Raw genomic sequence first — 23547 nt, 5'->3', positions numbered from 1 at the left:
GCTGCAATAGAAAGCCCGCATTGCGCGGGCTTTCGTGTCAGTGGCGGGTCACTCGTCGAGATTACCCATGGCCGTGGTATTGAAACCGCCGTCCACGTACATGATCTCCCCACTGATACCCGACGCCAGGTCCGAGCACAGGAAGGCGCCGGCGTTACCGACCTCTTCAATGGTGACGTTACGCCGCAGCGGCGTTTGCGCCTCGTTGGCGGCCAGCATCTTGCGGAAATTCTTGATGCCGGAAGCGGCGAGGGTGCGAATCGGCCCGGCGGACACCGCGTTAACCCGCGTGCCTTCCGGGCCGAGGGAGCCGGCCAGATACCGCACGCCAGCCTCCAGCGAAGCCTTGGCCATGCCCATCACGTTGTAGTTGGGCATGGTGCGTTCGGCGCCCAGGTAAGACAAGGTCAACAGGCTGCCATTGCGGCCCTTCATCAACTCCCGACCGGCCTTGGCCAGGGCCACGAAGCTGTAGGCGCTGATGTCGTGGGCGATGCGAAAACCCTCGCGGGTGGTGGCGTCGGTGAAGTCACCTTCCAACTGATCACCCGGGGCGAAACCCACGGAATGCACGATGCAGTCCAGGCCATCCCACTGCTTGCCCAGCTCGGCAAACACCTGGGCGATCTGCTCGTCACTGGCCACATCACACGGGAAACACAGCGCCGGGCTGGAACCCCAACCGGTGGCGAACTCTTCCACGCGGCCTTTCAATTTCTCGTTCTGATAGGTGAAGGCCAACTCGGCGCCCTCACGGTGCATGGCGGCGGCAATGCCCGAGGCAATGGACAATTTGCTGGCGACTCCCACGATCAAAACGCGCTTTCCGGCGAGAAAACCCATGTGTAGCTCCTTTTTTCAGGTTGTTCGGCAGTGGTGGGATTTCGACGGCGGGGGAATATTACGAGGCACATAGGTACGCGGGGAGATACTTTTCAGGGGGGCGGCATTAAGCTATCAATATTGGGTTTCCCCGGTTGCGCTTTACTACGGCAGCCACATTCTCACCGCCAAGGACTGGAGCTTCCATGCGTGCTTTACCGCTGGTTACCGTAGTGACCGCCCTCCTGCTGAGTGGCTGCAGCATCCCGTATCAAACCCCTCAAGCTCGCGCTCAGATAGAGCAGGACCTGGGGGTTTCCGGCAGTGACATCATCGATATCTCCTACACCAATTTTTGCAAACTGAAGTACGGCGACGAGGCGATCTGCCATGCCGAGCAAGGGTTAGCGGTGCTGACCCGCAAAGGCTTGATTCTGAGCAAGTATGAGGGCGGCCGGCATGTGCTTGCGTATGGCCTGAAAACCGCCGAAGTGCTGTGCGGCCATACCGCCACCTCACGGGAAGCGGCGGAAGCGCTGAACATGTTTACGGCGGACTCCAACTTTGTGTTGCTGCCGCTGGATGCAGACAAACACTGGAATGGAACGATGCACCGGGAGATGGTGGATTATTTGTTGGCCAATGGTCAGCCATTGTTGATCGGTGCTGGCGCAAAAGCAGTCAGGCCGGGCGGGAAGAAGAAGTACGGCGGAGGGATGATTCCGGGGACGAGGATTCCGTACTTTACGGAGTTTGAGTATTCGGAGTTGGTGAATCCTTGTCCGGGTGTCGCAAGTGATGCTGCCCACGGCGACTCAGCTGTTTAAATATCTTTGGGGTTGATCAGGGCGGTCAGTACATGGTCTGCCCAAACCCCGTTGATCTTGAGATACACCCGCGCCTCACCCTCCCGCTCAAACCCCAACCGAGCCAGCAGGCGCGCACTGCGCTCATTCTCCGGGCGGTAGTTGGCCATGATTCGGTGCAGTTGCATGGCGTCGAACACATGGGCAATCGCCACCGTCAGCGCTTCGTGCATCAGGCCCTGGCCTTGTGCGGATTCAGCCAGCGCATAACCCAAGTGACAGGCCTGAAACGCACCGCGCACGATGTTGCTGAAGTTGCAGGCACCGATGATTTGGTCCTGGCTGAATATCAGCAGGTGCAACGCTTCGCCGCTGGCGGTTTTGTCGGCCATGGCTTGGAGGCGTTCGGTGATGGCGTCCAGTTCAAAAAAGGCGTCGTCACGCGAAGGCTCCCACGGCTGCAGAAAGGTGCGATTTTGCAGCAGGTACGTTTGCAGGGCGCGAGCGTGGGAAGGGTGGGCGCCCAGCATTAAGAGGCGGTCAGTGCTGATGCCGGTAGCGGGGAATGTCATGCGTCACCTTCTTGTGGTTTGCCAGCCGGGCTATCCTGCCGCTTCAGTCGTACAGAATCCAGCCAGGCTGGCGTTCACATAATTCTTACCCGGGCACAGCTATGATGCTCGTCCTTATCCAATAAGCCTGACAGGGCGACCCATTATGAATGTGAGCGTTCTCTACGCGTTGGCTGCTGCGGCGTTGTTCGGCGCCAGCACCCCGCTCGCCAAGCTCTTGGGGGTGGATACGCCGCCCATCCTGTTGGCAGGGCTGCTCTATCTGGGCAGCGGCCTGGGTTTGGCCATCGTTCGGTTTGCTCGCGACCACGGCTGGAAACGGCCCGGGCTTGCAGCCGGAGAGTGGCCATGGTTGATGGGCGCCATCGTCTTTGGGGGCGTGCTTGCGCCTGTGGCGCTCATGTATGGCCTCACCCGTACCGCGGGCGCCACCGCATCGCTGATGCTCAATCTTGAGTCAGTGCTCACGGCCGTGCTGGCGTGGGTCGTGTTTAAAGAGAACGCGGATCGCCGGATTCTGATCGGCATGATCGCCATTGTTCTGGGCGGGCTCGTTTTGTCGTGGCCGCAAGGCACGGCGACGGCTCATGATTGGACGGGGCCGCTGGCCGTGGCGTTCGCCTGTTTTTGTTGGGCCATCGACAATAGCCTGACCCGTAAGGTCTCTGCCTCAGACGCGCTTTTTATCGCCGGGAGCAAAGGCTTGGCGGCGGGGGTGGTCAATTGCTGTTTGGCGTTGGCCATCGGATCGCAACTGCCAGCCGTGGCCGCGCTGGGGTCCATCATGCTGGTTGGGCTGCTTGGGTATGGCGTGAGTTTGGTGTTGTTTGTGCTCGCTCTGCGCGGGCTTGGCAGCGCGCGCACCGGGGCCTATTTTTCCACGGCTCCCTTCCTTGGCGCGGTCATCTCGATCCTGATCCTGGGCGAGTCGGTCTCGCTGATGTTCTTGCTCGCTGCCGCCTTGATGGCCATTGGAGTGTGGATTCATTTGATGGAACATCATGCGCACGAGCATCAGCACGATCCCCTCACACACGGCCATCGCCATACACACGACGAGCACCACCAGCATGTGCACGGCTTTGAGTGGGACGGTACCGAACCACATAGTCATGCGCATGAGCACGCACCGATCCTGCACAGTCATGCGCATTTTCCCGATGTGCACCATCGGCATAGACACTGACGTCTCTAGGGCAGTAGGGCCGTGGACTTTTCTTCAGGCATAAAAAAACGGCCTACCTTTCGGTAAGCCGTTTTTAGTACTAGGTGGACACAGTCACTTGAACTGGATCTATAACATCCAGTATTTAATGAGTAATTTATATTTTGTTTTGGTAAGGCATACACGTGGGCATACACGGCCAGCAGTTCTGTGGTAATCGACGCGCTCCTCAACCGTTGCTTGTTGAACCCAACGCGATTAGCGTTGACGTCAAATTGACTGCAGAGGCTGGGCGTTATGAGCTACAGGGATGTTGGGGATTATTTGTTCAGTGGAAATAGTGCCTCAAATGCGATGACTGGCCAAATCAACGGCGCTTGCGTTGAGATCAGTAAGCTTCCTGAAAAGCGAATTTTAGAAACAGACCCTGATGCGCTAGCGAGTTTCTTCATCGATAAATACGACGTTGAGATTCCAGTTCTCATCCATGAGGGGATCGTCGCGACTCATCACGAGCGAGAGGTGCAGGTTTACTTTAATTGGGATCGAGAGATGAGGAGTGTTCCCGGAGAGGCTTACGATTTTGAAGTGCCCTTTGAGGGAGAGGCTGATGTATTCAAGCTTCGTCCGAACCCATATGACATGTCTCCGCCTCAAGCTGTGGTGCGTTCGCAGCTACTGACCTTTACCGTTGCTGACCGCACTCTCTCCCCCGAGGCTGTAAAGTTTGAGCTGGATTCTCGCCTCGCAGCAATAGAGAAGTATTTAGAGGCTCACCGACGGCAATGGGCCGGATTTAAACAGCAATTATCTAGTGCTGTCTTGGCTGAGATCGAATCGCGACGAACCAAGCTACTTGAGCAGAAGGACACTGCCTCAAAGCTGTCAGGTATGGGAATTCGCCTGAAGGAAAAGCCAGGTGATGCTCGCAGTTATATTCCTCCGGCGGTCAAGCAGAAGGTCATACCCAAATTACCTCCAATGACGCCCGCTCGGGCCTTAGACCCGACTCTCGATCTTAAACAGTACGAGATGATTCTTGGTCTTGTTAGAGGGGCAGGTCACAGCATCGAACAGAGCTCATCGCGTACCAGAAAGCTCGACGAAGAAGCTTTGCGGGATCTATTTTTGGTTCCTCTCAATGCTCACTTTGGAACCGCCTCTGGAGAAGCGTTCAACTATCAGGGCAAAACAGACGTGCTGATACGTCATGAAGGCGGAAACTTGTTCGTTGCGGAATTCAAGATTTGGGGGGGAGACAAACGATTTTTAGCAACTATTGATCAGTTGCTGAGCTATCTGACGTGGCGAGATACCAAGGCTGCCATTGTGATGTTCAATCGTAACGTGGGTTTTACTGCGGTCGTCGAAAAAATGCGAATTTTAGTAAAGGACCATCCGCGATATGAGAGTGGTCCTGTGAATCTTGACGAGACTAGCGACCGTTACATTTTTTCGTTGCCGCAGGATAGCGAGAGGAAGGTCATCATCTCGCTCTTGGCATTCGATTTAGGATCCTAGCAGTGCTTTTGCCTGGCATGAGCCTGAAATGTCGGCGGGGCACCCTAAGGGATTCTTGAGTACACGGGGCATGAACCCGCGGGATCGTGGCAGCCGCAATCACACCAGCTTACTGAAATTTCAATGTTGAAATTGAAAGGATCTTGAAGAAAAAAGGGCATCGTTACCGTATTGGTAACGGTACTCGCAGATGGCTAAAGGGCAGGGCATATGAACAGGTGAACTGGATTTCATCAGGTTCACCTGTTCATTAAGCTGGGTGCGCTTCCGCTAACATGATCCGGCGGCTTTCCTACCCCGTATCCTTCTCTTTTGCTCAGGGGCTCCTGCTCCTGCAGGAAGTTCTTCGCTGGAGGAACTCATTGCTGATGGGGTCTGGGGCAGGCATGTAGAAAATAGGGTGTAAATGGTGTTACAGGTGTAGCGATATTGATCAACCTATTGATTTTATTATGTAAATATTGCGTTACACGGATTGGTTTTTTGTAAGGTATGAGGTGTAGCAATGATGAAGGGTGTAACGTTTTAGGTCGTACTGCTGGATCAAAACAGGGCGCGCTGCCCGATGGACAGATCGGCGCACTCAAGACCATTAAAGCCAATAGTAGCCACTCACGGACGTGCTTGCGCCAGAAAGAGCCCACGTCCAAGGTGAGGTTTTGATGCCATTGTCCCCCGTTATGATCGGTAGTCACGCGCCTCCCGTCCTACCCAGAAGAAATGATGCACGCTTACCAGTTACATATATTTTGCTAGTCAACTACGCTATGCAGAATTTCGACTTTGGCGAACCGCATCGCCTCTAAGGAGCTCTCGTGGCCCTATACCTTTCCAGTATTCAGTTCAGCAATATCAGGGGCTTCAAAGATTTTTCGTTGTCATTCGAGGCTGGCAAGAAGCACCGGCAATGGACCATCTTGATAGGTGATAACGGACACGGAAAAACCACGATATTGCGCGCAATTGCGCTCGGACTGGGTGATGAGGTCACCTCCAGCGAGCTTTTGGCGCTGCTGCCCGGTAAATTCATCCGGATGAATAAGAGAGGAGTCTATGCTCAGTCAAGCAAAATCATAATCACGCTACGTGGCGTAGATTCCAAACGAATTACTATCACCACTGAGCTTAAAATGGATGAGCACGGTGGGGTCAGCATAAGTAAAGATGTCAGCGACCCCGCTTTCAAGTGGAATGACATATTTGTCTGCGGTTATGGCTCTAATCGAGGTATCGGCGGGCGTATGCATAGTCAATATGCCCTACGAAACTCCTTGATGACGCTGTTCAATGACAGGGCTGGAGTGTTGGAGCCGGAGTCCATATTGCGGGATTTTGCTTTGATGGCAGCACAGAGCAAAAAAGGATCGGTTGATCCTTTGAAAGAGATGAAAGGCTATCTCTGGAAGCTATGGGGACTCAATCCGAATCACAATCTGGACATTACTGCTGAACAAGTCGTTATTCACGGACCGTGGGGCGGTATGCCATTTCACGCGTTGGGGGATGGCTATAGAGGCACGGGTAGTTGGCTTTTGGATCTGATGGGCAACTGCGTTAAAGCTGGTCGCTGGAACTCCCCGCAGAAGTTGGCGGGTATCGTTTTGCTCGACGAGATGGACGAACACTTACATCCAAGATGGCAGAGAACACTGGTTCCGACGCTGCGGCGCCTTTTGCCGAATATTCAATTTATAGCTACCACACATTCTCCATTGGCAATAGTAAATACGCTTCCTGGTGAGCTTTTCGCGACTAGGTTGCATAACGCGGTCGCTGAATTGATTCCTGATGCTTTGCCATCGCCGGATGGTCGCGGTGCCAACGAGCTTCTTCTCGGAGAGTGGTTCGGTTTAGCCTCTACTTTGGATAGCGTTAGTGAAAATCTGTTGAAGCGCTATCGCAAGGCCTTCCAAGATGGTGACCAGCAACTTCTAAGGGAGCTTGAGCCTAAGGTTCGTCAACGCATCAAATCCTTTCTACCATCTCAGCTCGACAACACAGCTCAAGCAGATTTGGACATGCGACAGCGTTCACGCGTCGAGTCTATTACTCCAAAACAAGAAAAAAAGTTGGTAGCAGAAGCGGTTAGCAAGCGCCTCAAAAAACTGAGTAAACCGAAATGATTGGCTTGAAGGGGCGACACCCGAACGAGCCCGCTTGCCTGGTTAATCTGAGTAAGCCGGCTGTTAAGGCTCTTCTAGCGCGCGTCACACCCAACACGGTACCAATATTCAAAGAGTTGGACTTTCCGAATCACTGGGGCAATTACAAACATCACTTTATACTTCCGCAGTACAACGGTAAGTGTGCGTATTGCGAAACGCCTACCGTTTCCGGCAGCCCTGGAGATGTGGAGCATTTCCGCCCCAAGTCGTATTGCCAACCCCTTAGTCCTGCCAAAAACCGTGATGACTATGGCGGCCAACCTCCGGGAAGGAGCAATGCAGGACCCAAAACCGAAGGATACTGGTGGTTAGCGTACAAATGGAGCAATTACCTTCTGAGCTGCAATCGGTGCAATTCTACTTGGAAGAGGAATCAGTTTCCGGTGATGGGTGTGAGGTCGAGACGTGGCGAAAGACTGTCTGCCGAAAAAGCTCTACTTATCAATCCCTTCAAGATGAACCCGGAGCGCCATTTCCAATTCGATGCATATACCGGGCAGATTCTTGGTGTAACGCCAAGGGGGGTTGCGACGATCGATATATGCGGGCTTGACCGCCGATCGTTGGAGGCGCAGCGTGCTACTAAAGGAGCCAAATTAGTTAGGCGGTACAAAGACTTTGTTATCGCTTCAGAAGACAACAACGTATCCGCGCAAAATATTGCGTTGAACGCTTTGATGGAGGAGTGTCGGAGTAAAGAGCCTTACGCTGCGGTCGCGCGTTGCTTTGTTAAACAAAAATTGGAGATTAGTTATTCCGACCTACTGGCAATGAAGCGAAAGGGCCTGATTTAGTAAAGCCTAGTACCTGATTTCGATGCTCGGCGCCTTTTTTTGAGAGCACCAAATAGTAACTTAGGAGTCATATGCAAAAGCCAAGGCTGTTCATAGCTTCGTCTGCGGAAGGGTTAAATATTGCTCAAGCGGTAAATAGCAATTTAGACTTTGAGTCTGAATCAACTCTGTGGAGTGGGGGGACGTTTAAGCTATCTTCTAATCCCTTAGAGGATCTTGTACGGAAAGCTTCAGTTGTCGATTTTGCATTATTTGTGTTCACTCCAGATGACGTGGCGATAATTCGGGAGCGAGAGGATTATGTAGTTCGAGACAATGTTCTCTTTGAGCTAGGTTTGTTTATTGGGGCGATTGGGAAAGAACGCTGTTTTATCCTCAAGCCTAGAGGTGTAGAGATGCGTTTGCCTAGTGATCTACTAGGATTAACTGCAGCGGATTACGATCCGAACAGAAGTGATCTGGATATGGAGTCTGCTACCAACAGGGCATGCTACTTAATTAAAAATGAAATCAACTCAAAAGGTTTGCTTGCCAGGGTCGAGGTTGGTGCAGAGCGAGTAATTCACGCCAATCCTCCAAACTATAAAGTTGATAGTTGCGGAAAATATTTCTTGTTGGGATGCCTAAGTAGTCAAACAGTAAACCCAGTGGGGGTGTCCCTCAATGATATATCTAATGGGGTGAGTGCGCATAGTTTTCCGGAACTACAGTTGTCAGCAATAAAACTGGAAAGGATGGGGCTGGTTAGTAAGACAGTTGAAAGAAATCACTACCAAGAAGAAGATTATTTTTCGTATTATATAACTGATAATGGCATGGATTTTCTTCTTGGTAGTGAAATTGATTTGCCGGGTTTTTTTGAGAAGGTTAAAGAAAAGCCAAATAAGCCTAGAGTTATTCCCGGAGCTACGCCCAATTTTGATAGTTTTGATGACGATATTCCTTTCTGAGGTGATTGGATGTTAAGTGAGGCATTATCATGTTTCGAAGTGCTGTCTGTTTGTAATACATGATTCTCGGGGGTAATGAAAATTTGTATATTACGTGAGCGAAAAAATCTGATCACCACAACTGGGGTGCAATGATCTGAATGCTGCGTATAGTATTATTTAGTTGAAATCTTAGTGATTTTGTAATGGCGTTGACTTTCTCTATTAGCTGAGTCTCGGGTCGCATTCGATCGAGTGGTGCTTTGTAAGTTTCAATAATGTTGATGATATCTATGCCTTGAGGATTAGTAATTTTTAGCTTAGATATTGAGACTAGCTCTAAGAGTTTACGCCTTGGAAGTTCAAGCTGAAGCTTGCTTGCAATGCCTACTTTTCTGAAGGATGGAATCTCATTGTTAGCAGTGAATTGCCCGTACTTTACTCCGAGGTTTTTGCGCATTACTTCTCCAACGAAGGGCCAAAGCTTAGGGGGCGAGAAGTTGAACATTGTCTCTCGCGAGGGGTAATGAACTATCGTTGGTGTAAATCCTGAAGAATCCTGCCATTAGGTTGTTACACTGATCCGGAGTCAATGCGACGAAGAAACCGCTTACTTGTTGTGCGCCCACGGCATCAAGAGCACGTGTTTTGGTGCGCGATGGCTCCCACGGCTGGACGAAATCGCGATTTTGCAGCAGGTACGTTTGCAGGAAGCCAGCGTGGGAAGGGTGGGCGGCCAGCAGTGACAGGCGGTCGGTTTGGATGCCGGTTGCGGGAGTGTCATGCGTCACCTCCGTGTGGTTTGGCAGTGCACTTTTCTTCAGGCATAAAAAAACGGCCTACCTTTCGGTAAGCCGTTTTTAGTACTTGGTGGTACACAGACATTTGAACTGGTCACGTAAGCTATTGTTTTAGTTTATTATTTGTTTGTTGGTATTTTTAAGGGATACACCTGGGGATACACGGCGCTCTCTGCTGGGGTGTTTTTGGCCCGTTTCACGCTGGCTGAAAAAGCCGTCTTGGTTCGTCGCTCTATCCCCGACGAACGGTAACGCCATCGTGACAAACTCGCTCCAGTGCAAAGGTGTGGTCATCACCACCACTCCTTTGATAGATCAGTCCATAAGTGGCCCGATTATCTCGTTCCTCACTTTTGAGGAGCCATCGCCACATTTTGCGGCGATGGTGCTGGCGCCGCGTGGCACTTCCACCACACTGAGGTGTTCTTGCCATTCCCCCGCGCCAGCACCACCCCGGATCAGGGGAGTGGTCATTCGGGTGCGTTCATTTTACGTATTATCCCGACCAGATGAGTATTACCGGACCAGACTTCCTCGATGCTAGGGTTTGGCTCCTGCTGAGGCGCGATAAGATTTGGTGATGCTATAGCTCCTCGGCTTGGAGGGGGCCGACATCCTCTCGTCGAGCACCCTTCAGATCTACTGTGAAGACTTCAAAATCGAAGGCTATAATCGCTCCATGCTAAATCCAACCGAAATACGACCTCTCCTTAAGCAGTGGATCACGAGAGTGATGCCCCATGATGCTCAGGATGTCTTCATTGAAGAGCTTTGCTTTATTGATAAGGCTCGGCGGGCTGATCTCGTTCATGCCAACGGGAAGTTGAGCGCATTTGAGATAAAGTCTCACGCGGATACTTTGAGTAGGTGGGGAGGTCAGCAAGAAGCTTATTTAGCTTGTTTTGATGAGGTATGGCTTTGCTGTCATTCGAAACACTTAATTAAGGCGCTAGAAGTCTCTATCCCCACTGTAGGAATACTGGTGGTAGACGATTATTCAGGGATGGCGATGGTAAGAAGTGCCAAGTCGAATAGATCGCAGGATAAATTCCATTTGACTGGTTTTTTATGGCGGGACGAGCTCGACTCTCTGGCTAAGAGCTTCGGTATCAATGTCCGCGGGAAGGACCTGATTAAGGATGTGCGCCATAAAGTTAGCGACGCACTTACTCTGGCAGATATTAGAGCTTGCGTTTTGCGAACTCTTAAGAGTCGATACTCTTAGACAAGATCGTCAAAATCTAATTCGTCAAATTCTTCATTAGCGTCGTCAGTTATAGATAAAATCATTGCACAGATATGCTGATTGATTCTATAACCGTTCCATGTTCCATTGTTGCCGTATCCAGTAGATGTTGCGACAATTCGGGAGTACTCACGAGTGGCCCAACAGAAATCATCACCATGATAACCTGGTAAGTTTCTAACCTCTTGCGCTATTTCGATATAGTTTGCAAATTCTTTATTTCCTCCTTTCCGTCTTTGCCACCATTCTGTTGGAGTGTAATAACAGCCGAATGGTAGCACTGGCATCCCCGGAATGTACTCCATAGGTGCGGTCGGGTTGGTTGCCGCGTAGTCGCCGTAGGTGGGGCTAGGATTTATACCGTTGCGGTCAATGTTTGACTGCCAAGCGACGTCATAACAAGCAGAAGATCGAGAGGTATTAGACGCTGGCTTGTCGATAGGGAATGAAGTGCTAAGCAGTACTACACTTTGTAAGTTGTAATCATTAAGCTGTTTCAATGAATGGTTGAATTCGGAGCCTGCAGCCGTACTTGCTGGTGAGGTTGCCCCGAAATCCAGTATCACATGTGCGAAGTTAGGCAGATTTAGAGAGTCTAGGATTGATAAAAGTCTGGCCCAAGATGCAGAGGTCGGTTTTTCGGGGCAGAAGACTCGAATTGCAATTTGGTTGAAGTTTCGCTCTGCAGAAAGAGCCAGCTGAATAACGTCTCTTTGCGGATCATCGTCGGTCCATGATATTACTGGGATTATATGGTTATTTGTTTGTTGGGCGTTTAGAAAAAACTGCTGCTTATTTTCAAAGGCATCACTAGCGTTGTGAAGGTCGTTGCCTCCAATGAAGTTCTCGCCGACATCTTTTCTTACTCTAGATACATCTAGGAAAAATGGGTGATCAGTCCAGTTTGCCAAAAATGTCTGTAAGTGTCGGTCGTCATCTCCTCTCATATCCAAGAGAGGAGTAAATACATCTCTCCTTTCAGGCTCCAGATTGATGAGAGCTTTTATATCGTTTTGCCCTACCCTTAAGCATGCTACGTATTGCATGTCGCGCTCCTTGCATTTTATTAGGAAAATTGGACTGTTGGGGCAGTAATTAAAATTCCAGCGTGCCCCAATGGATGCTGAGAGGTGTTTATTTTTTTGAATAACTTATTTTATCGTTACGCCCTGCGTGGCAAGTATTGATGCTAGCCCATGGGTGGCAAAAAGCCAGTCTGGCTGGGTTTTGCAACCGGCAGTTTGGCGAGGTGGCAAGGCGAATAGTTTCTGGTCCAGAGTCAACTAGTCGTCCCCTCTGGTAAATGTTTGACGAGCATCAGTCGCCAGCACGCAGCCTTTTACGCTGAGGGGCAGCGTATTGCTTGCGCTGGGGGAAATTCAGACGAGACCCATCGGCGAAAATCCGTCTAGGGCCTGTCTAGTATTGCCTGGGGCACTAAGGATTTGTGTGGCCCGGTGTTTCACCACCCCATCCCGCCAACAGGGCCTTGATATTGATCGAGCAATTACCCTGACGGGCACCTCTAGAATTTTTGACGAGGCTAGCGCTGGCCAATCTGCGCGAATGCCTGCAAAGCTTTGTCCTACGTGGCTTTCAGCGATCCAACTGCTGGTGGCACCAGATAAATCCGTCAAGACCTGTCAAGAATTTCGTCAAGGCTCCGTCAAGGATGGTCAAGGATTTCACGTCAGTGAATGTCGCGGCTCGCCCCTGTTTCTGGACGAGGTAGCTAGCCGGCCGCATGCCCGATCTTCCATCAGCCCTTGCTGGCTTTGGACTGCGGGCCGGGCCGGAAGAACTGCGGCCCCTCCAGCCGTCCAGAGCCTGTCCAGAATCCTAACCAGCGTCACTACTGGCCCAGACTGCCGGCGACGGTCAGCTCAGCAATGCCCTGGCGAATGAACACCAGGTTCTCATCGAGCGTTTCGAGAGCGCCGCGCACGTTGTTCGCAATGTCTGCCGATCCGCGCTGCTCAACCCAGTTGGAAAGCTCCTCCACCGCGGCGCCCAGAGCGAGCTGGTTTTGATTGAGGCGGTCGAACAGGTTAGCGATCAGTTTGGTGTCCGTCATGGTGGCTCTCCGTGTTTCGAGGAAGCGTAGCACCGGTGCCTGGAAAACTGTCTGGGGTCTGTCAGGGGTATGAGACGGCAAAGGCCGGTTCTTTGACGGCCCCCGCATGGAGCAAGCCTCAGACGCCCACCCTGCTTGGATTCCGTCTCACGCCTGTCTTACATTCCGTCAAAGCGTGGTCAAAGTAATAGCCGGCGCCAGGGCATAGGCATAACCCATCACCTTTGCGCGCTCGCAGCCGTGTTGATTCCTACACAGAGTGTCGTTTTCTACACGCTGGAACCTGTCTGTTTTAGACACTAAATTTCTAGCGCCTGCTATTCATGTAGCGCCTTCTCAGCAAGCGCACTCAATTTGTATTGGGGCGCCAACTCGCAAACTCAGAACCCGAACTACAGTTGCCGCGTGGACAATCACTTTCAAGCGGAAGGATGCGGTATGAGCTCAGCCCCTCAGGTGAAATGCAGATGTGGTTCGACAAATTTTGAAAGCTCGAAACCTATTCGCTCTCTAGACGATTTCGTCGGAGCTAAATGCGAAAAGTGTGGAAGGGCTATCTCTCGCAAGGAGATTGATGATCAAGCCAGATCCCTAGCGGAGGCAGTGATAAAGAAATCGCTGAAGAACTTCAAGCTGTAAAGGTTAGGAGCAGCTTTCTCAAAGGGGACCGCTTGGCCTACAACGCCGCGCCTTAATGAGTTTTTTCGCATCTGGCCAGGTTGCCAGTGGAAACCACTGCAAAACCCTGGAAACCACAGTGGAAACCATCGCCTGGCAACCATAACTATTGATAACAGGCGGCCGGCCTGGTTCGCGCCTTGGCGGTTGCGAACCTGAAGTGCGAACCTCCGTGCGAACTCGCTGCCGGTAGGCCCCCAAATGCGTACCAATCGTGCGTACTGAGCTGCGTAATTCCTGTGCGCAGTTTGCGCAGTCCAGAGGCCGTTGCTGAGGCTTGAGCGTCTGCGGGCCGCCAGGGCATCACGCGGCCCAGTGCGTGAATATGCTGCGTGAAGGGTGCGTGAATCTTGCCAGGGCACAGCTTCGCGCAAGCCAGGTGCGCGATGAGTGTGCGCGAAACACTGCGCAACACGCGCCAGCGCGAAACTGGGCACCAGCCTTACATGGGGTTGTTTCGCAATTTTTGCGTCTTGTGGCAGTGACCAGCACCAATTGGTCACTGATAGTGGTCACCGTGCCTGGTCACCGCCCGGGTATCCATCTTGGATCAGCGTCAATACGTGGATACCTGGGTGGATACTGGCAGGTTTCAACCCGAAGCAGCCTTTCATCAACGGCTGAAAGCGTCAACCAGGCTCCTGAGACAGGCAGTCAAATCACGAAATGGTTTTCGCCATCTCAGAGGTAGCCGCCCAGCCCAGTCCTTCATATACCGGTTTGCCGGTCTTGGTCGCGTGTAATACGGCAAAACTCATTCCGCGTTGGGCAAACTCGGCTTCAGCCAACTTCATCAGGGTTGAAGCCAAGCCCCGGCGCCGGTATGTGGGTTCGACGAATACGTTTAGCACATAGCCGCGTTGGTCTAAGGTCGGATGGGACGGATGAGGTGGCCAGTCGATATTCATCATACCTATCGCCGCCACAGGCTGACCTGTGTCCATCAGCGCAAAACCGTAGTAGCGGCCATCGAATAGACGCTGGTGCAACCAGGGCCGGAAGTGCTCAGTCATCACCCGCAACTTAGATGGGGCTCCTCCTGCCTCAAGGAACATCGTTTCACGGTGCACACAAATGATCTCACGGTCATCTGGCCCTAGCCGACGGACCGTCAAGCCTGAAAAATCGAAGTTTCCGGGGATCTCTTTCATCGTATGCGCCTGGGCGGAGCGGCCAATGCTAGGGTGATCAAGAGCAGAAGGTTAGACACAGATTGAATAAAAACGCGCCATACAGCGACCGCCGCGCAAGCGGTCGCTTTTTAACGAATACGCTACGACTTCAACGCGGGTCATGGCATATACGCCCTAGAGTGCAGCTAAGCACTCCGAAGCTGATGACATTGTTGGATGATTGTTTTTGAACGCTTCTGGCCGATTTCTGCCGTTTGGTCAGCGCCAGTGACTTAACAAAACTTAACGTTTTTTCAGGGTATGAACCTGCCGCTGGCCCTCCGACACGACTTGTCAAAACTTGACATCGGAGCGGCGCAGGAACCTGTCAAAACCTGTCATCGAGCGCGCACCAGAACCTTACAAAACCTGACATTGGATCGAGTGTGGGGCCTGGCGCGATGTTGACAAATGTTGACATCGGATCGGCCTGGAGTCGATGAGAGCGACGTAGCGAGCAAGTTTTCTCTCGATATCCAGAACATCTTGGACGCCACAGCTTGCCGCTGTTACTAAGCGTGATAGGCCACGCTTGGCTCATAACGCTGAGTTTGCTGCAGTGCCGTCTGTAGCTTGGTCACGCAGCATCCTCAGAGGGCTAGTGACTGGCATTGATGATGTGCAACTGGAGTCTGTTTAGCGTCGCATTTACGTCTACCGATCGTAGTCTTGGATGGTCAGGCGTGCTGGGAGAGAGCGAGATAGCGCTTTACCGCCGTCAGTGAATTCCCCGCTTGGCGGACGGCAGCCCTGATCTCATCTTTAGTTACCCCGAACTTCACGGCCCAAAAGCTGAGTTCGAAACCGTCGTTTATGTTGATTATGAGTGCGTCGGTGTTAGCCACAGATTTTTGCTTTTTCATTGGACTTTCCTTGTCAGAATTCACGAGTGCTCTGTCAGGGTAGTATGTGCAGAAGAGGATCGCTGAGGTTTTCTAAGCGTTTTTTAGAAGCTCTTGATCGGTCGTCTTTGATCCTAGCGATCAGGGAAGTTGATCGTACAGACAGATCATAGCTTGGGAATCGGCACATAGTGGTGGAAGCTGAAATTGTCAGCACCTTAAGCCGACATTGAGACGTTACGGATTTTGGAAGTGATCGCCCACTATTCCGGCGATCATTTCCTGTTGCATGAATGGCGACGTAACTGATGATCCTAGGTCCCATGGTCGATTTCCTACAGACACCTAATTTGGAAGCTAGCTATTCTCCAACAACCAGATGCGCATAAATGGAATCGAAGTCATGGGCGAGCAATGGATTGCTGTTACTAGTTTGTTGGCGGTGGCATGGATCGTATTCATCGCGCTGATCATCGAGAGGTACCTCTTTTGATCCCAAGCGCGCCGTCAGACTATGGCAATTTTGAAACGTGCTTGTGGGCGTAAGTCGGGGAAACACACCAAAGCGCCCTCAACGTCATAAACGCATACGTAACCCTCCTCCAATAACGCAGCTTACGTTCAAACGGCCCCTACACTTGAACCTGGTGTGGGGGCCTTTTTTAAGGCTTGGTTGAGGAGCGCGTTGTCCGTGGCATTAGAAGGTTTCATTGTCGGGCGTCTATAGGGCTGGTAAGGCCACTCTAGGGCGGATGTTGGCAAAAAAAGTCAAAAAAGGTGGTGGTTGTCTTGGTTCGGCGTAGGTGCTTACAGCGCTTGCAGCCAAACCGTCACGCACAGGCCACGCTGCGCTTGTGTATCGCTGAGCGACAACTGCACCCGTGCGCCGTTGCGCTCGGCAATCGCTTTGACGATCGACAGGCCCAGCCCGGAGCCGGCCTCCTCAGTGCCCAGGCTGCGGTAGAAGGGGTCGAACACCCGCGCCTGTTCCTCTGTGGCAATGCCGGGGCCGGAGTCCTTGATGTGCAGCAGTACGGCGCCTGGAGTCTGGGTCACTGAGAGGTCTATGCGCCCGCCCTCCGGGGTATAGCGAATGGCGTTGTCCACCAGGTTTTTCACCAGGGTGAACAGGTCCATCGCGTTGAACATCACTTGCACGTCCTGAGCGCCGTCCACGCCTATATCGAGCTGCTTGCGTTCGGCCAGCGGCAGCAGGTCTTCAAGGACTTGGCGATACACGGCATGCACCGACAGGCAGGTGTGCACCCGTTCCGAGGTTGATTGTGCTGCCGCCAGACTCAGCAGTTGGTCAATCAGCTGGCGCCCACGTGCGATGCCCCGGGACAGCGGCACAAAACGCTCGAGGCTCATGGGCGACATCTCGGTGGCGGCCAGCCGGTCGGCCTGCAACGCCAAGGCCGTCATGGGCGAGCGCAGCTCATGGGCGGCATCGGCGACAAAGCGCCGCTGGCTGTCCATGGACTGCGCGACGCGCGCCAGCAGGCGATTGATCGCCACTACAAACGGGCGCACTTCGGTCGGCAGGTGCTGCTCCTCAATGGGGTGCAATTCTTGCTCGGCGCGTTGGTCGATCTCGGCAGCTAGCACCCCAATCGGGCGAAACAGCTTGCGCACCAGGTCGCCAACTACCAGCAACAGAACGGGGAACAGAATCAGGAACGGCAACAAGCTACGCCAGGCCGCTTCACGGGCGTCCTTGTCGCGGGCGTCGGACTCCTGGGCCACGGCGATGCGCTCGCCACCGGCGGTGGTGTGCACCAGCACGCGAAAGGCTTCACCGACCATCTCAACCGTGGACAAGCCATCGGCCAGGCCGGGGGGAAAGGGCAGGGGCAGGGCTTCATCGGTGGTGCCCGTGGCGTGCGGGCTGTCGCTCAGGCGTTGGATGATCACCCTGGTTTCTTCGTCGTCGCCGGCCAGCGCCGGGCCTTGTGGGTATTGCATGGTCATCTGCTGGCGGTCGAACAGCATCGCCACCTGGCGCAAGGTGGCGTCCTGTTGTTCGTGAGTTTCTTCAAACGCCGAGACAAACGCAAACACGCTGGCCGCCAACGCCACCAGCAGGATCGCCAGGCACAGGGTCACCGACAGCCGCAGTTGCACCGACTCACTCAAACGCTTTTTGAAACCATCCATCCCATGCCCCTGACATTCTTGATCACGTGGGTGCCCAACTTGCGCCGCAAGGCGTGAATCAGGAACTCGATGGCGTTGCTCTCCACTTCATTGCCCCAGCCATACAGGCGGTCTTCCAACTCACTGCGCGAAAGGATCGCCCCCGGGCGGATCAGCAACGCTTGCAGGAGGGCAAATTCGCGGCTGGACAAAGCCACCTCGCGCTGTTCGTCGGTGCTCGCGTGTTTGCTCAACAGGTCCAGGGTCACCACGCCATTGCCCAGCACCGACTGTGCGGCTCCACCCTTGCGGCGCAGCACGGCGCGAATGCGTGCCAGCAGTTCCGCGATGTCGAAGGGTTTGAGCAGGTAATCGTCGGCGCCGCCGTCCAGGCCGCGCAGGCGGTCATCGAGGTTGTCGCGGGCGGTGATGATCAGCAGGGGCACGGGGTTGTTGCGCGCGCGGATGCAGTTCAGCACGTCGAGGCCGTCCTTGCCGGGCAGGCCCAGGTCCAGCAGCACCAGGTCGTAGGGATGGGTGTCGAGGGCGGCCAGGCCCGTAAGGCCGTTTTTGACCCAGTCGGCGGCATAGCTCGCATCGCTGAGCGCGCGCTGGATGGCGTCGCCAATCATGGGGTCGTCTTCGACTAGTAGAATCCGCATCTTGCTCTCCAGCGCCAACGCAAACGCGGCGAGGAAGTCGCCGCGTGTGTAGTGAAGCATGTTGTCAGCCTTTCATCGAATCGAAGGCTTTGAGAAGATCGTCCATCGCGGCCTGGCAGTCGGCCTGGTTCGGGCTGGTGTCACGCAATGCCGAGAGCGCGCGGTCGATGGCTTTATCCAGCACGTGCCAGTCGCTGGCAGCACGCGGTTTGATCCCGGCTTCGGCGCTGTCCCAGCTGCTTTCCAGGTCCTTGATGCGGGCTTTGGCGCCGGCCAGGTCGTGCTTGGAGACCAGGGCCGACACGTCCACGGCAATGTTGCGGAAGGCCGACAGGTCCCCTAGTTTCGAGGCCTGGCGCTGGCTGCTGTTTGAGCCGGCAATGGCTGCGTCCTTGGGTTTATCGGCAGGTTTCGAGCAGCCAGTGGCGATGCTCAGCAGGCCGATGGCGGAAATAATCGCGACGTGGCGGATCATGTTTCTGAGGTTAAGCATGGTGATGTCCTTCGGTTCAATGAGTAAGGGGTTTGCGGTTGCCGACGCTGAATTGCGCCACGGCCACCAGCAGAACGATAACGAACAGGAACAGCGCGCTGGTCCAACTGGCTCCCATGCCCAGGCCGCCATAAGTCTTGGCCTGGGTGAGCAGGTCGCCCAGCGAAGCACCGAAGGGGCGAGTGAGGATGTAGGCGACCCAAAAGGTCAGCACGCTGTTGACGCCCAGGCGCCAGGCCAGCAGGGCAGCGCCGATCAGGCCGGCAAAAATCACCGCGCCGAGGGTGAAACCCAGGCCCAGTGCCTCGGTGGCCAGGTCGCCGGCGGCAGTGCCCAGGGCGAAGGTGCAGAGCACTGTGGTCCAGTAGAACCATTCGCGCCGTGGGGTGACAATGTCGCGGATCGACAGGCTGCGCTCGGTGCGGTACCAGAGCATGAAGTTGAGCGCGAGCAGCACCGAGAAAATTGCCGTGCTGACATACAGGCTGACGTCGAGTTTATCGGTGAGGATATCGGTGATCTGTGTGCCGACGATGCTCACCAGCACCACGGTCAGCCAGTAGATCCACGGCGTGTAGGCCTTGGTGCGCAGTTGGCCGAACAGCGCGAGCCCCAGTAGCGCGGCCATGCCGAGGCTGGTGGGGCCGGCGCCGAAGCCGGCATCCACGGCGAGGTAATCCGCGCCGGTTTCCCCCACGGTGGTGGACAGTATCTTGATCACCCAGAATGACAGCGTCACCTCGGGTACTTTGTTCAGCCAACGGGCTGCTGTGGCATTCATCGGGATTACCTCTCCTTGACCGCGCGGTGGTTGGCGCAAGGGAGAAGGTACGTCACGAGACTTAGCTGAGACTGAGGGCCGGTTTTTTTATCCAAACAGCACGTGGGCGGTGCCCGTTGTCGACAGGTGCACCGCGCTGCCGGCCGGTGGCGCCAGCAGGCCGGCGCTCCGCACCAGGATCGTATGGCTCGGGTCAGCGTGCAACGCCACGGTCAGTGTGCAGGTGTTGCCGCCGAACTCGCGCTCCGTCACCACGCCAGGGCAACCGGTGGCACTGAGGTGCACTTGCTCGGGGCGCAGCATGATCCGCGCCTTGTCGTGGCTCAGCGGACTGTTGGTCTGGATCCGCCCCAGGTCGCATTCGGCCCAGCCGGCCTGTATACGCGCGGGCAGCACCACCGCATCCCCGAGAAACAGCGCGGTCTGCTCATCAGCCGGGTACTGGTACATCTCCATTGGGTGGCCCGACTGCACCAGGCGGCCCTGGCGCATCACCGCCAATTGGTCGGCAAATGACAGTGCTTCCGCCTGATCATGGGTCACCAGAATGGTGGTGATGCCGGCATCGCTGAGCAGTCGCGCTACCATCTTGCGCATGGCCGAGCGCAAGCCGGTGTCCAGCGCCGAAAACGGCTCGTCCAGCAGCATCAGGCGTGGCTGTTGCGCCAGGGCGCGGGCCAGCGCCACCCGTTGCTGTTGGCCGCCGGACAGTTCATGGGGCCAACGCCGCGCCATATTGGCGTCGAGGGCCACGCTGTCCATCAGCTCGGCGATACGGCTGTGGTGCGCCTCCCCCTTGGTCGCCAGGCCAAAGCCGATGTTGTCGGCCACCGTCATGTGCGGGAACAGTGCGCCATCCTGCGGCACATAGCCGATCTGGCGCTGATGGGCCGGCACCGCGTGGGTGGCGTCCACCAGGACCTGGCCGTTGAGCGTGAGGCTGCCGCTGTCGGGGAATTCAAAGCCGGCGATCATGCGCAACAAGGTGGTCTTGCCGGAGCCGGAGGGCCCGACGATCACCGTGCGCCCGCCGGTGGGCACCGACAGGCTGACGTCGGCCAAGGCGCGCTGGCTGCCGAAGGATTTGCAGAGGGCGTGGAGTTCAAGGGCGTTCATCGGCCTGCCGTGCGTTTGGATTGGTGGTAGAGGAGGCCGGTCAACGGCAGTGACAGCAGGATCATGATTAGCGCGTAAGGCGCGGCGGCGGCGTAGTCGATCTCGCTGGTCATCGCCCAGAAGCCGGTGGCCAGGGTGCGCGTGCCATTGGGTGCGAGCAGCAAGGTGGCAGTCAGCTCGTTGGCGATAGCCAGGAACACCAGCGCCGCCCCGGCAGCCGCGGCGGGTGCGGCCAGGCGCAGGGTGATCTGCCACAGGGCGCGGCCCGGCGAGCGGCCGAGGCTGCGGGCCATGTTTTCCAGCTCCACCGGCGCCTGGGCGATCCCTGCGCGCAGGCTCACCAGGGCTCGTGGCAGGAACATCAACAGGTAGGCGAGCAGCACGGTAATAGTGGTTTGGTAGATTGGCCGGGCGAAGTGGATGGTCACCGTGACTAAGGCCAGCGCCACCACGATGCCCGGCAACGAACTGGTGATGTAGTTGCAACCCTCCAGAATGCGCTGCAAGCGCCCCGGCGCACGGATCGACAGCCACGCAATCGGTACTGCCGCGCAGGTGGTCAACACCGCGCCGGCCACCCCCAGCAATAGGGTTTGCTCCAGCGCCGGCAGCAATTCGTTGAAGCGCCAGACGTCGCGCCCGCCGGCGATCAACCATTGGCTCAGGGTCACCAGCGGAACGCCAAGGGCCAGCACGCAGGTGAGGCTTTGCAGGCCCAGGGCGAGCGGGATGGTGCGCGGGCTCAGGCGCACGATGCGCTGCTCGCGGGCACTGCCGGAGCCGACCCGCGCATAGCGGGCGTGGCCGCGTGCGGCGGACTCAGCGGTGAGCATCGCCAGGCAACACAGGGCCAGCACCGCCGCGAGCATATTGGCCGCCGGGCCGTTGAAGGTGGATTTGAACTGATCGAAGATCGCGGTGGTGAAGGTGTCAAAGCGGATCATCGCGTACAGGCCGTACTCGGCCAGCAGGTGCAGACCCACCAGCAGCGCACCGCCGCAGATCGCCAGGCGTAATTGCGGCAACACCACGCGCCAGAACACCGCCCACGGCTTGAGGCCCAGGGACTCGGCTACGTCTTCAATCGCAGGGTCGAGCCGACGCAGGGTCGCCGCCACCGGCATGTACAGAAACGGGAAATAGGCAATCACCGACACCAGTACGCCGGCCGGCAAGCCGTGTATTGAAGGCACAAGGCTTACCCACGCGTAACTATGCACAAATGCCGGCACCGCCAGCGGCGCGACTGCCAACAGCGACCACAGCCGCCGCCCCGGCAGGTCGGTACGCTCGGTAAGCCACGCCAGCGCAATGCCCAGCAGGATGCACAGGGGCAGGGTGATCACCACCAGCAGCACGGTGTTGACCAACAGTTCACCAACACGCGGGCGCCACACCAGCGCTTCGATCTGCGCCAAGCCGATTTGCCAGGACACGCCGATCACAAACGCAATCGGCAGCAGTGCCAGCAGCGACACCAGCACCGACAAACTAGTGACCCACCTGCCCCCACGGCCTTTGAACAGGCCGTGAAAGCGGCGTTGCGCGGGCGCCGTCAGCGCCTGGGCCGCAGCCTCAGGCAACAATCAGAGCAGCCCGGCCTGGGTCATCAACTCCACCGCTTTTTTGCTGTTGAGCTTGGAAGCGTCGACTTTCGGCGCGTCCAGCTGTGCCAGCGGGGTCAGCTTGGGGTTGGATTGCGCGCCCTGGCCCACGGCGTATTCGAACGAATTGCCGTCCTTGAGGATGGCCTGGCCGTCTTTGCCGGTGATCCATTTCAAGAACGCCTGGGCTTCTTCTTTATGTTTGCTGGAAGCCAGTACCCCGGCTCCGGAGATGCTCACAAACGCGCCAGGGTCCTGGTGCTTGAAGTAGTGCAGTTGGGTGTTCTTGCTGTTTTCTCCGGTCTTGGACTGGTCGACGAAGCTGTAGTAGTGGTAGATCACGCCGCTGTCGACCTGGCCAGCGTTGACGGCCTTTAGCACGGCGCTGTTGCCACGGTAGATGGTCGCATTGGCTTTCATCGCCTTGAGCCAGTCGAGGGTGGCGGCTTCGCCCTTGAGCTCCAGCACGGCGGCGACGATGGCCTGGAAGTCAGCACCGGCCGGCGAGGCAGCCCAGCGGCCGTTCCAGTTGGCCGAGGCCAGGTCCATCAGGGATTTGGGCAAGTCGGCTTCTTTGAGCTTGCTGGGGTTGTACACAAACACCGTGGAGCGCGCGGCAATGCCCAGCCACTTGCCATGGGCCGGGCGGTACGCGGCATCAACTTGTTGCAGGGTGGCCGGCGCGACCGGCGCGAACAGCCCGGCATTGTCTACCAGCACCATGGCCGGGGAGTTTTCGGTGAGGAACACATCGGCCGGGGAGGCGGCGCCTTCCTGCACGATCTGGTTGCCCATCTCGGTGTCGTCGCCGTTACGGATGGTGACCGGAATCCCGGTTTCCTGGGTGAAGCCTTCAACCCAGGCCTTGGTCAGACTTTCGTGCTGGGCGTTGTACACCACGATGCCGGTCGTTTCGGCGGCATACACCTGCCCGGCGCCGACCAATGCGGTGGCGATAAGGGCTTTAGTGAGGAAAGACGGTAGACGGGAAGCCATACGTTGAATGCTCCGTTTTTTATGGATACACAGGAAGCCCGTGGGTTGTCGATTGATACTCGACCAATAGGAATCATTTGCATGTTGAAGCGCGGCGAATGTAGAGCTGTGAATGAGAAAAAAACGTCAAATAAACGGTTAACAAATGTGATTGGGCTTATCAGGCGACGCTG

At 55.5% G+C, this 23547-nt stretch carries 22 protein-coding genes; 7 read left to right on the top strand and 15 right to left on the bottom strand.

Annotated features, from left to right (window positions below):
- Positions 1-48: 48 nt before the first annotated feature.
- The gene (gene fabI, locus SNL23_RS09270) at positions 49-843 is read right to left on the bottom strand and encodes an enoyl-ACP reductase FabI (RefSeq protein WP_003217836.1); all 795 of its coding nucleotides are present in this window, start codon (positions 841-843) and stop codon (positions 49-51) included.
- Positions 844-1028: 185 nt separating this feature from the next.
- Here fabI and SNL23_RS09265 point away from each other — a divergent pair, with 185 nt between their 5' ends.
- The gene (locus SNL23_RS09265) at positions 1029-1649 is read left to right on the top strand and encodes a hypothetical protein (RefSeq protein ID WP_318302099.1); all 621 of its coding nucleotides are present in this window, start codon (positions 1029-1031) and stop codon (positions 1647-1649) included.
- Here SNL23_RS09265 and rimJ read toward each other — a convergent pair.
- Complete coding sequence (gene rimJ, locus SNL23_RS09260) at positions 1646-2200, bottom strand: ribosomal protein S5-alanine N-acetyltransferase (RefSeq protein WP_318302098.1); 555 nt, start codon at positions 2198-2200, stop codon at positions 1646-1648. The two genes, SNL23_RS09265 and rimJ, sit on opposite strands and share 4 nt — an antisense overlap.
- Before the next feature lie 145 nt (positions 2201-2345).
- Here rimJ and SNL23_RS09255 point away from each other — a divergent pair, with 145 nt between their 5' ends.
- The 4 genes from SNL23_RS09255 to SNL23_RS09240 all read left to right on the top strand — a co-directional run bounded on the left by SNL23_RS09255 (position 2346) and on the right by SNL23_RS09240 (position 8795).
- Entirely contained in the window at positions 2346-3386 is a 1041-nt protein-coding gene (locus SNL23_RS09255) for a DMT family transporter (protein WP_318302097.1), read from the top strand.
- 276 nt (positions 3387-3662) lie between these two features.
- Positions 3663-4886, top strand: a complete 1224-nt coding sequence (locus tag SNL23_RS09250; RefSeq protein WP_318302096.1) for a hypothetical protein — start codon at positions 3663-3665, stop codon at positions 4884-4886.
- An 815-nt stretch (positions 4887-5701) separates the two neighbouring features.
- The gene (locus tag SNL23_RS09245; RefSeq protein ID WP_318302095.1) at positions 5702-7009 is read left to right on the top strand and encodes an AAA family ATPase; all 1308 of its coding nucleotides are present in this window, start codon (positions 5702-5704) and stop codon (positions 7007-7009) included.
- A 907-nt stretch (positions 7010-7916) separates the two neighbouring features.
- Entirely contained in the window at positions 7917-8795 is an 879-nt protein-coding gene (locus SNL23_RS09240; RefSeq protein ID WP_318302094.1) for a nucleotide-binding protein, read from the top strand.
- Between the two features lie 112 nt (positions 8796-8907).
- On the opposite strand, the gene SNL23_RS09235 is transcribed toward SNL23_RS09240, so the two are convergent.
- Together SNL23_RS09235 and SNL23_RS09230 are read right to left on the bottom strand one after the other, a co-directional pair.
- The gene (locus SNL23_RS09235) at positions 8908-9234 is read right to left on the bottom strand and encodes a hypothetical protein (RefSeq protein WP_318302093.1); all 327 of its coding nucleotides are present in this window, start codon (positions 9232-9234) and stop codon (positions 8908-8910) included.
- A gap of 451 nt (positions 9235-9685) precedes the next feature.
- On the bottom strand, positions 9686-9868 hold the full coding sequence (locus tag SNL23_RS09230) for a hypothetical protein (RefSeq protein ID WP_318302092.1): 183 nt from the start codon (positions 9866-9868) through the stop codon (positions 9686-9688).
- A 385-nt stretch (positions 9869-10253) separates the two neighbouring features.
- Here SNL23_RS09230 and SNL23_RS09225 point away from each other — a divergent pair, with 385 nt between their 5' ends.
- Positions 10254-10799, top strand: coding sequence for a sce7726 family protein (locus tag SNL23_RS09225; protein ID WP_318302091.1), 546 nt, complete (start codon positions 10254-10256; stop codon positions 10797-10799).
- On the opposite strand, the gene SNL23_RS09220 is transcribed toward SNL23_RS09225, so the two are convergent.
- On the bottom strand, positions 10796-11866 hold the full coding sequence (locus SNL23_RS09220; protein ID WP_318302090.1) for a beta family protein: 1071 nt from the start codon (positions 11864-11866) through the stop codon (positions 10796-10798). The two genes, SNL23_RS09225 and SNL23_RS09220, sit on opposite strands and share 4 nt — an antisense overlap.
- Before the next feature lie 806 nt (positions 11867-12672).
- Positions 12673-12894 carry a hypothetical protein gene (locus SNL23_RS09215; protein WP_318302089.1) on the bottom strand — a complete coding sequence of 74 codons (222 nt, stop codon included), beginning with the start codon at positions 12892-12894 and terminating at the stop codon, positions 12673-12675.
- Positions 12895-13332: 438 nt separating this feature from the next.
- Here SNL23_RS09215 and SNL23_RS31480 point away from each other — a divergent pair, with 438 nt between their 5' ends.
- Positions 13333-13533, top strand: coding sequence for an ECs_2282 family putative zinc-binding protein (locus tag SNL23_RS31480; RefSeq protein WP_412104187.1), 201 nt, complete (start codon positions 13333-13335; stop codon positions 13531-13533).
- A 698-nt stretch (positions 13534-14231) separates the two neighbouring features.
- On the opposite strand, the gene SNL23_RS09210 is transcribed toward SNL23_RS31480, so the two are convergent.
- The 9 genes from SNL23_RS09210 to SNL23_RS09170 form a co-directional block, all read right to left on the bottom strand.
- Positions 14232-14723, bottom strand: coding sequence for a GNAT family N-acetyltransferase (locus tag SNL23_RS09210; protein ID WP_318302088.1), 492 nt, complete (start codon positions 14721-14723; stop codon positions 14232-14234).
- Positions 14724-15421: 698 nt separating this feature from the next.
- Complete coding sequence (locus tag SNL23_RS09205; RefSeq protein WP_318302087.1) at positions 15422-15607, bottom strand: DUF3606 domain-containing protein; 186 nt, start codon at positions 15605-15607, stop codon at positions 15422-15424.
- Positions 15608-16393: 786 nt separating this feature from the next.
- Entirely contained in the window at positions 16394-17743 is a 1350-nt protein-coding gene (locus tag SNL23_RS09200; protein ID WP_318302086.1) for an ATP-binding protein, read from the bottom strand.
- Entirely contained in the window at positions 17719-18384 is a 666-nt protein-coding gene (locus SNL23_RS09195; protein ID WP_318302109.1) for a response regulator transcription factor, read from the bottom strand. Before SNL23_RS09195 ends, SNL23_RS09200 begins: the two co-directional genes overlap by 25 nt.
- Before the next feature lie 64 nt (positions 18385-18448).
- Positions 18449-18877 carry a hypothetical protein gene (locus tag SNL23_RS09190; protein WP_318302084.1) on the bottom strand — a complete coding sequence of 143 codons (429 nt, stop codon included), beginning with the start codon at positions 18875-18877 and terminating at the stop codon, positions 18449-18451.
- 16 nt (positions 18878-18893) lie between these two features.
- Complete coding sequence (locus tag SNL23_RS09185; protein ID WP_318302083.1) at positions 18894-19658, bottom strand: COG4705 family protein; 765 nt, start codon at positions 19656-19658, stop codon at positions 18894-18896.
- An 87-nt stretch (positions 19659-19745) separates the two neighbouring features.
- Entirely contained in the window at positions 19746-20774 is a 1029-nt protein-coding gene (locus SNL23_RS09180) for an ABC transporter ATP-binding protein (protein WP_318302082.1), read from the bottom strand.
- Positions 20771-22333 (bottom strand): ABC transporter permease, encoded by a 1563-nt coding sequence (locus tag SNL23_RS09175; protein ID WP_318302108.1) that lies wholly within the window; start codon positions 22331-22333, stop codon positions 20771-20773. Before SNL23_RS09175 ends, SNL23_RS09180 begins: the two co-directional genes overlap by 4 nt.
- Positions 22334-22360: 27 nt before the next feature.
- The gene (locus SNL23_RS09170; RefSeq protein ID WP_318302081.1) at positions 22361-23374 is read right to left on the bottom strand and encodes an iron ABC transporter substrate-binding protein; all 1014 of its coding nucleotides are present in this window, start codon (positions 23372-23374) and stop codon (positions 22361-22363) included.
- Between the last annotated feature and the right edge of the window lie 173 nt (positions 23375-23547).

Source organism: Pseudomonas sp. SED1 (assembly GCF_034044025.1).
Classification (GTDB): domain Bacteria; phylum Pseudomonadota; class Gammaproteobacteria; order Pseudomonadales; family Pseudomonadaceae; genus Aquipseudomonas.
Note: the sequence above shows the minus strand (reverse complement) of the source record. Positions and strands in the feature narration are given on the sequence as shown.

Excerpts from the sequence above, each read along its gene's own strand:
- SNL23_RS09240 (WP_318302094.1), top strand. The coding sequence starts at position 7,917 with ATGCAAAAGCCAAGGCTGTTCATAGCTTCGTCTGCGGAAGGGTTAAAT.
- SNL23_RS09225 (WP_318302091.1), top strand. The coding sequence starts at position 10,254 with ATGCTAAATCCAACCGAAATACGACCTCTCCTTAAGCAGTGGATCACG.
- SNL23_RS09180 (WP_318302082.1), bottom strand. The coding sequence starts at position 20,774 with ATGAACGCCCTTGAACTCCACGCCCTCTGCAAATCCTTCGGCAGCCAG.
- SNL23_RS09230 (WP_318302092.1), bottom strand. The coding sequence starts at position 9,868 with ATGACCACACCTTTGCACTGGAGCGAGTTTGTCACGATGGCGTTACCG.
- SNL23_RS31480 (WP_412104187.1), top strand. The coding sequence starts at position 13,333 with ATGAGCTCAGCCCCTCAGGTGAAATGCAGATGTGGTTCGACAAATTTT.
- fabI (WP_003217836.1), bottom strand. The coding sequence starts at position 843 with ATGGGTTTTCTCGCCGGAAAGCGCGTTTTGATCGTGGGAGTCGCCAGC.
- SNL23_RS09185 (WP_318302083.1), bottom strand. The coding sequence starts at position 19,658 with ATGAATGCCACAGCAGCCCGTTGGCTGAACAAAGTACCCGAGGTGACG.
- SNL23_RS09250 (WP_318302096.1), top strand. The coding sequence starts at position 3,663 with ATGAGCTACAGGGATGTTGGGGATTATTTGTTCAGTGGAAATAGTGCC.
- SNL23_RS09200 (WP_318302086.1), bottom strand. The coding sequence starts at position 17,743 with ATGGATGGTTTCAAAAAGCGTTTGAGTGAGTCGGTGCAACTGCGGCTG.
- SNL23_RS09265 (WP_318302099.1), top strand. The coding sequence starts at position 1,029 with ATGCGTGCTTTACCGCTGGTTACCGTAGTGACCGCCCTCCTGCTGAGT.
- SNL23_RS09220 (WP_318302090.1), bottom strand. The coding sequence starts at position 11,866 with ATGCAATACGTAGCATGCTTAAGGGTAGGGCAAAACGATATAAAAGCT.
- rimJ (WP_318302098.1), bottom strand. The coding sequence starts at position 2,200 with ATGACATTCCCCGCTACCGGCATCAGCACTGACCGCCTCTTAATGCTG.
- SNL23_RS09190 (WP_318302084.1), bottom strand. The coding sequence starts at position 18,877 with ATGCTTAACCTCAGAAACATGATCCGCCACGTCGCGATTATTTCCGCC.
- SNL23_RS09255 (WP_318302097.1), top strand. The coding sequence starts at position 2,346 with ATGAATGTGAGCGTTCTCTACGCGTTGGCTGCTGCGGCGTTGTTCGGC.
- SNL23_RS09170 (WP_318302081.1), bottom strand. The coding sequence starts at position 23,374 with ATGGCTTCCCGTCTACCGTCTTTCCTCACTAAAGCCCTTATCGCCACC.
- SNL23_RS09205 (WP_318302087.1), bottom strand. The coding sequence starts at position 15,607 with ATGAAAAAGCAAAAATCTGTGGCTAACACCGACGCACTCATAATCAAC.
- SNL23_RS09235 (WP_318302093.1), bottom strand. The coding sequence starts at position 9,234 with ATGCGCAAAAACCTCGGAGTAAAGTACGGGCAATTCACTGCTAACAAT.
- SNL23_RS09210 (WP_318302088.1), bottom strand. The coding sequence starts at position 14,723 with ATGAAAGAGATCCCCGGAAACTTCGATTTTTCAGGCTTGACGGTCCGT.
- SNL23_RS09215 (WP_318302089.1), bottom strand. The coding sequence starts at position 12,894 with ATGACGGACACCAAACTGATCGCTAACCTGTTCGACCGCCTCAATCAA.
- SNL23_RS09195 (WP_318302109.1), bottom strand. The coding sequence starts at position 18,384 with ATGCGGATTCTACTAGTCGAAGACGACCCCATGATTGGCGACGCCATC.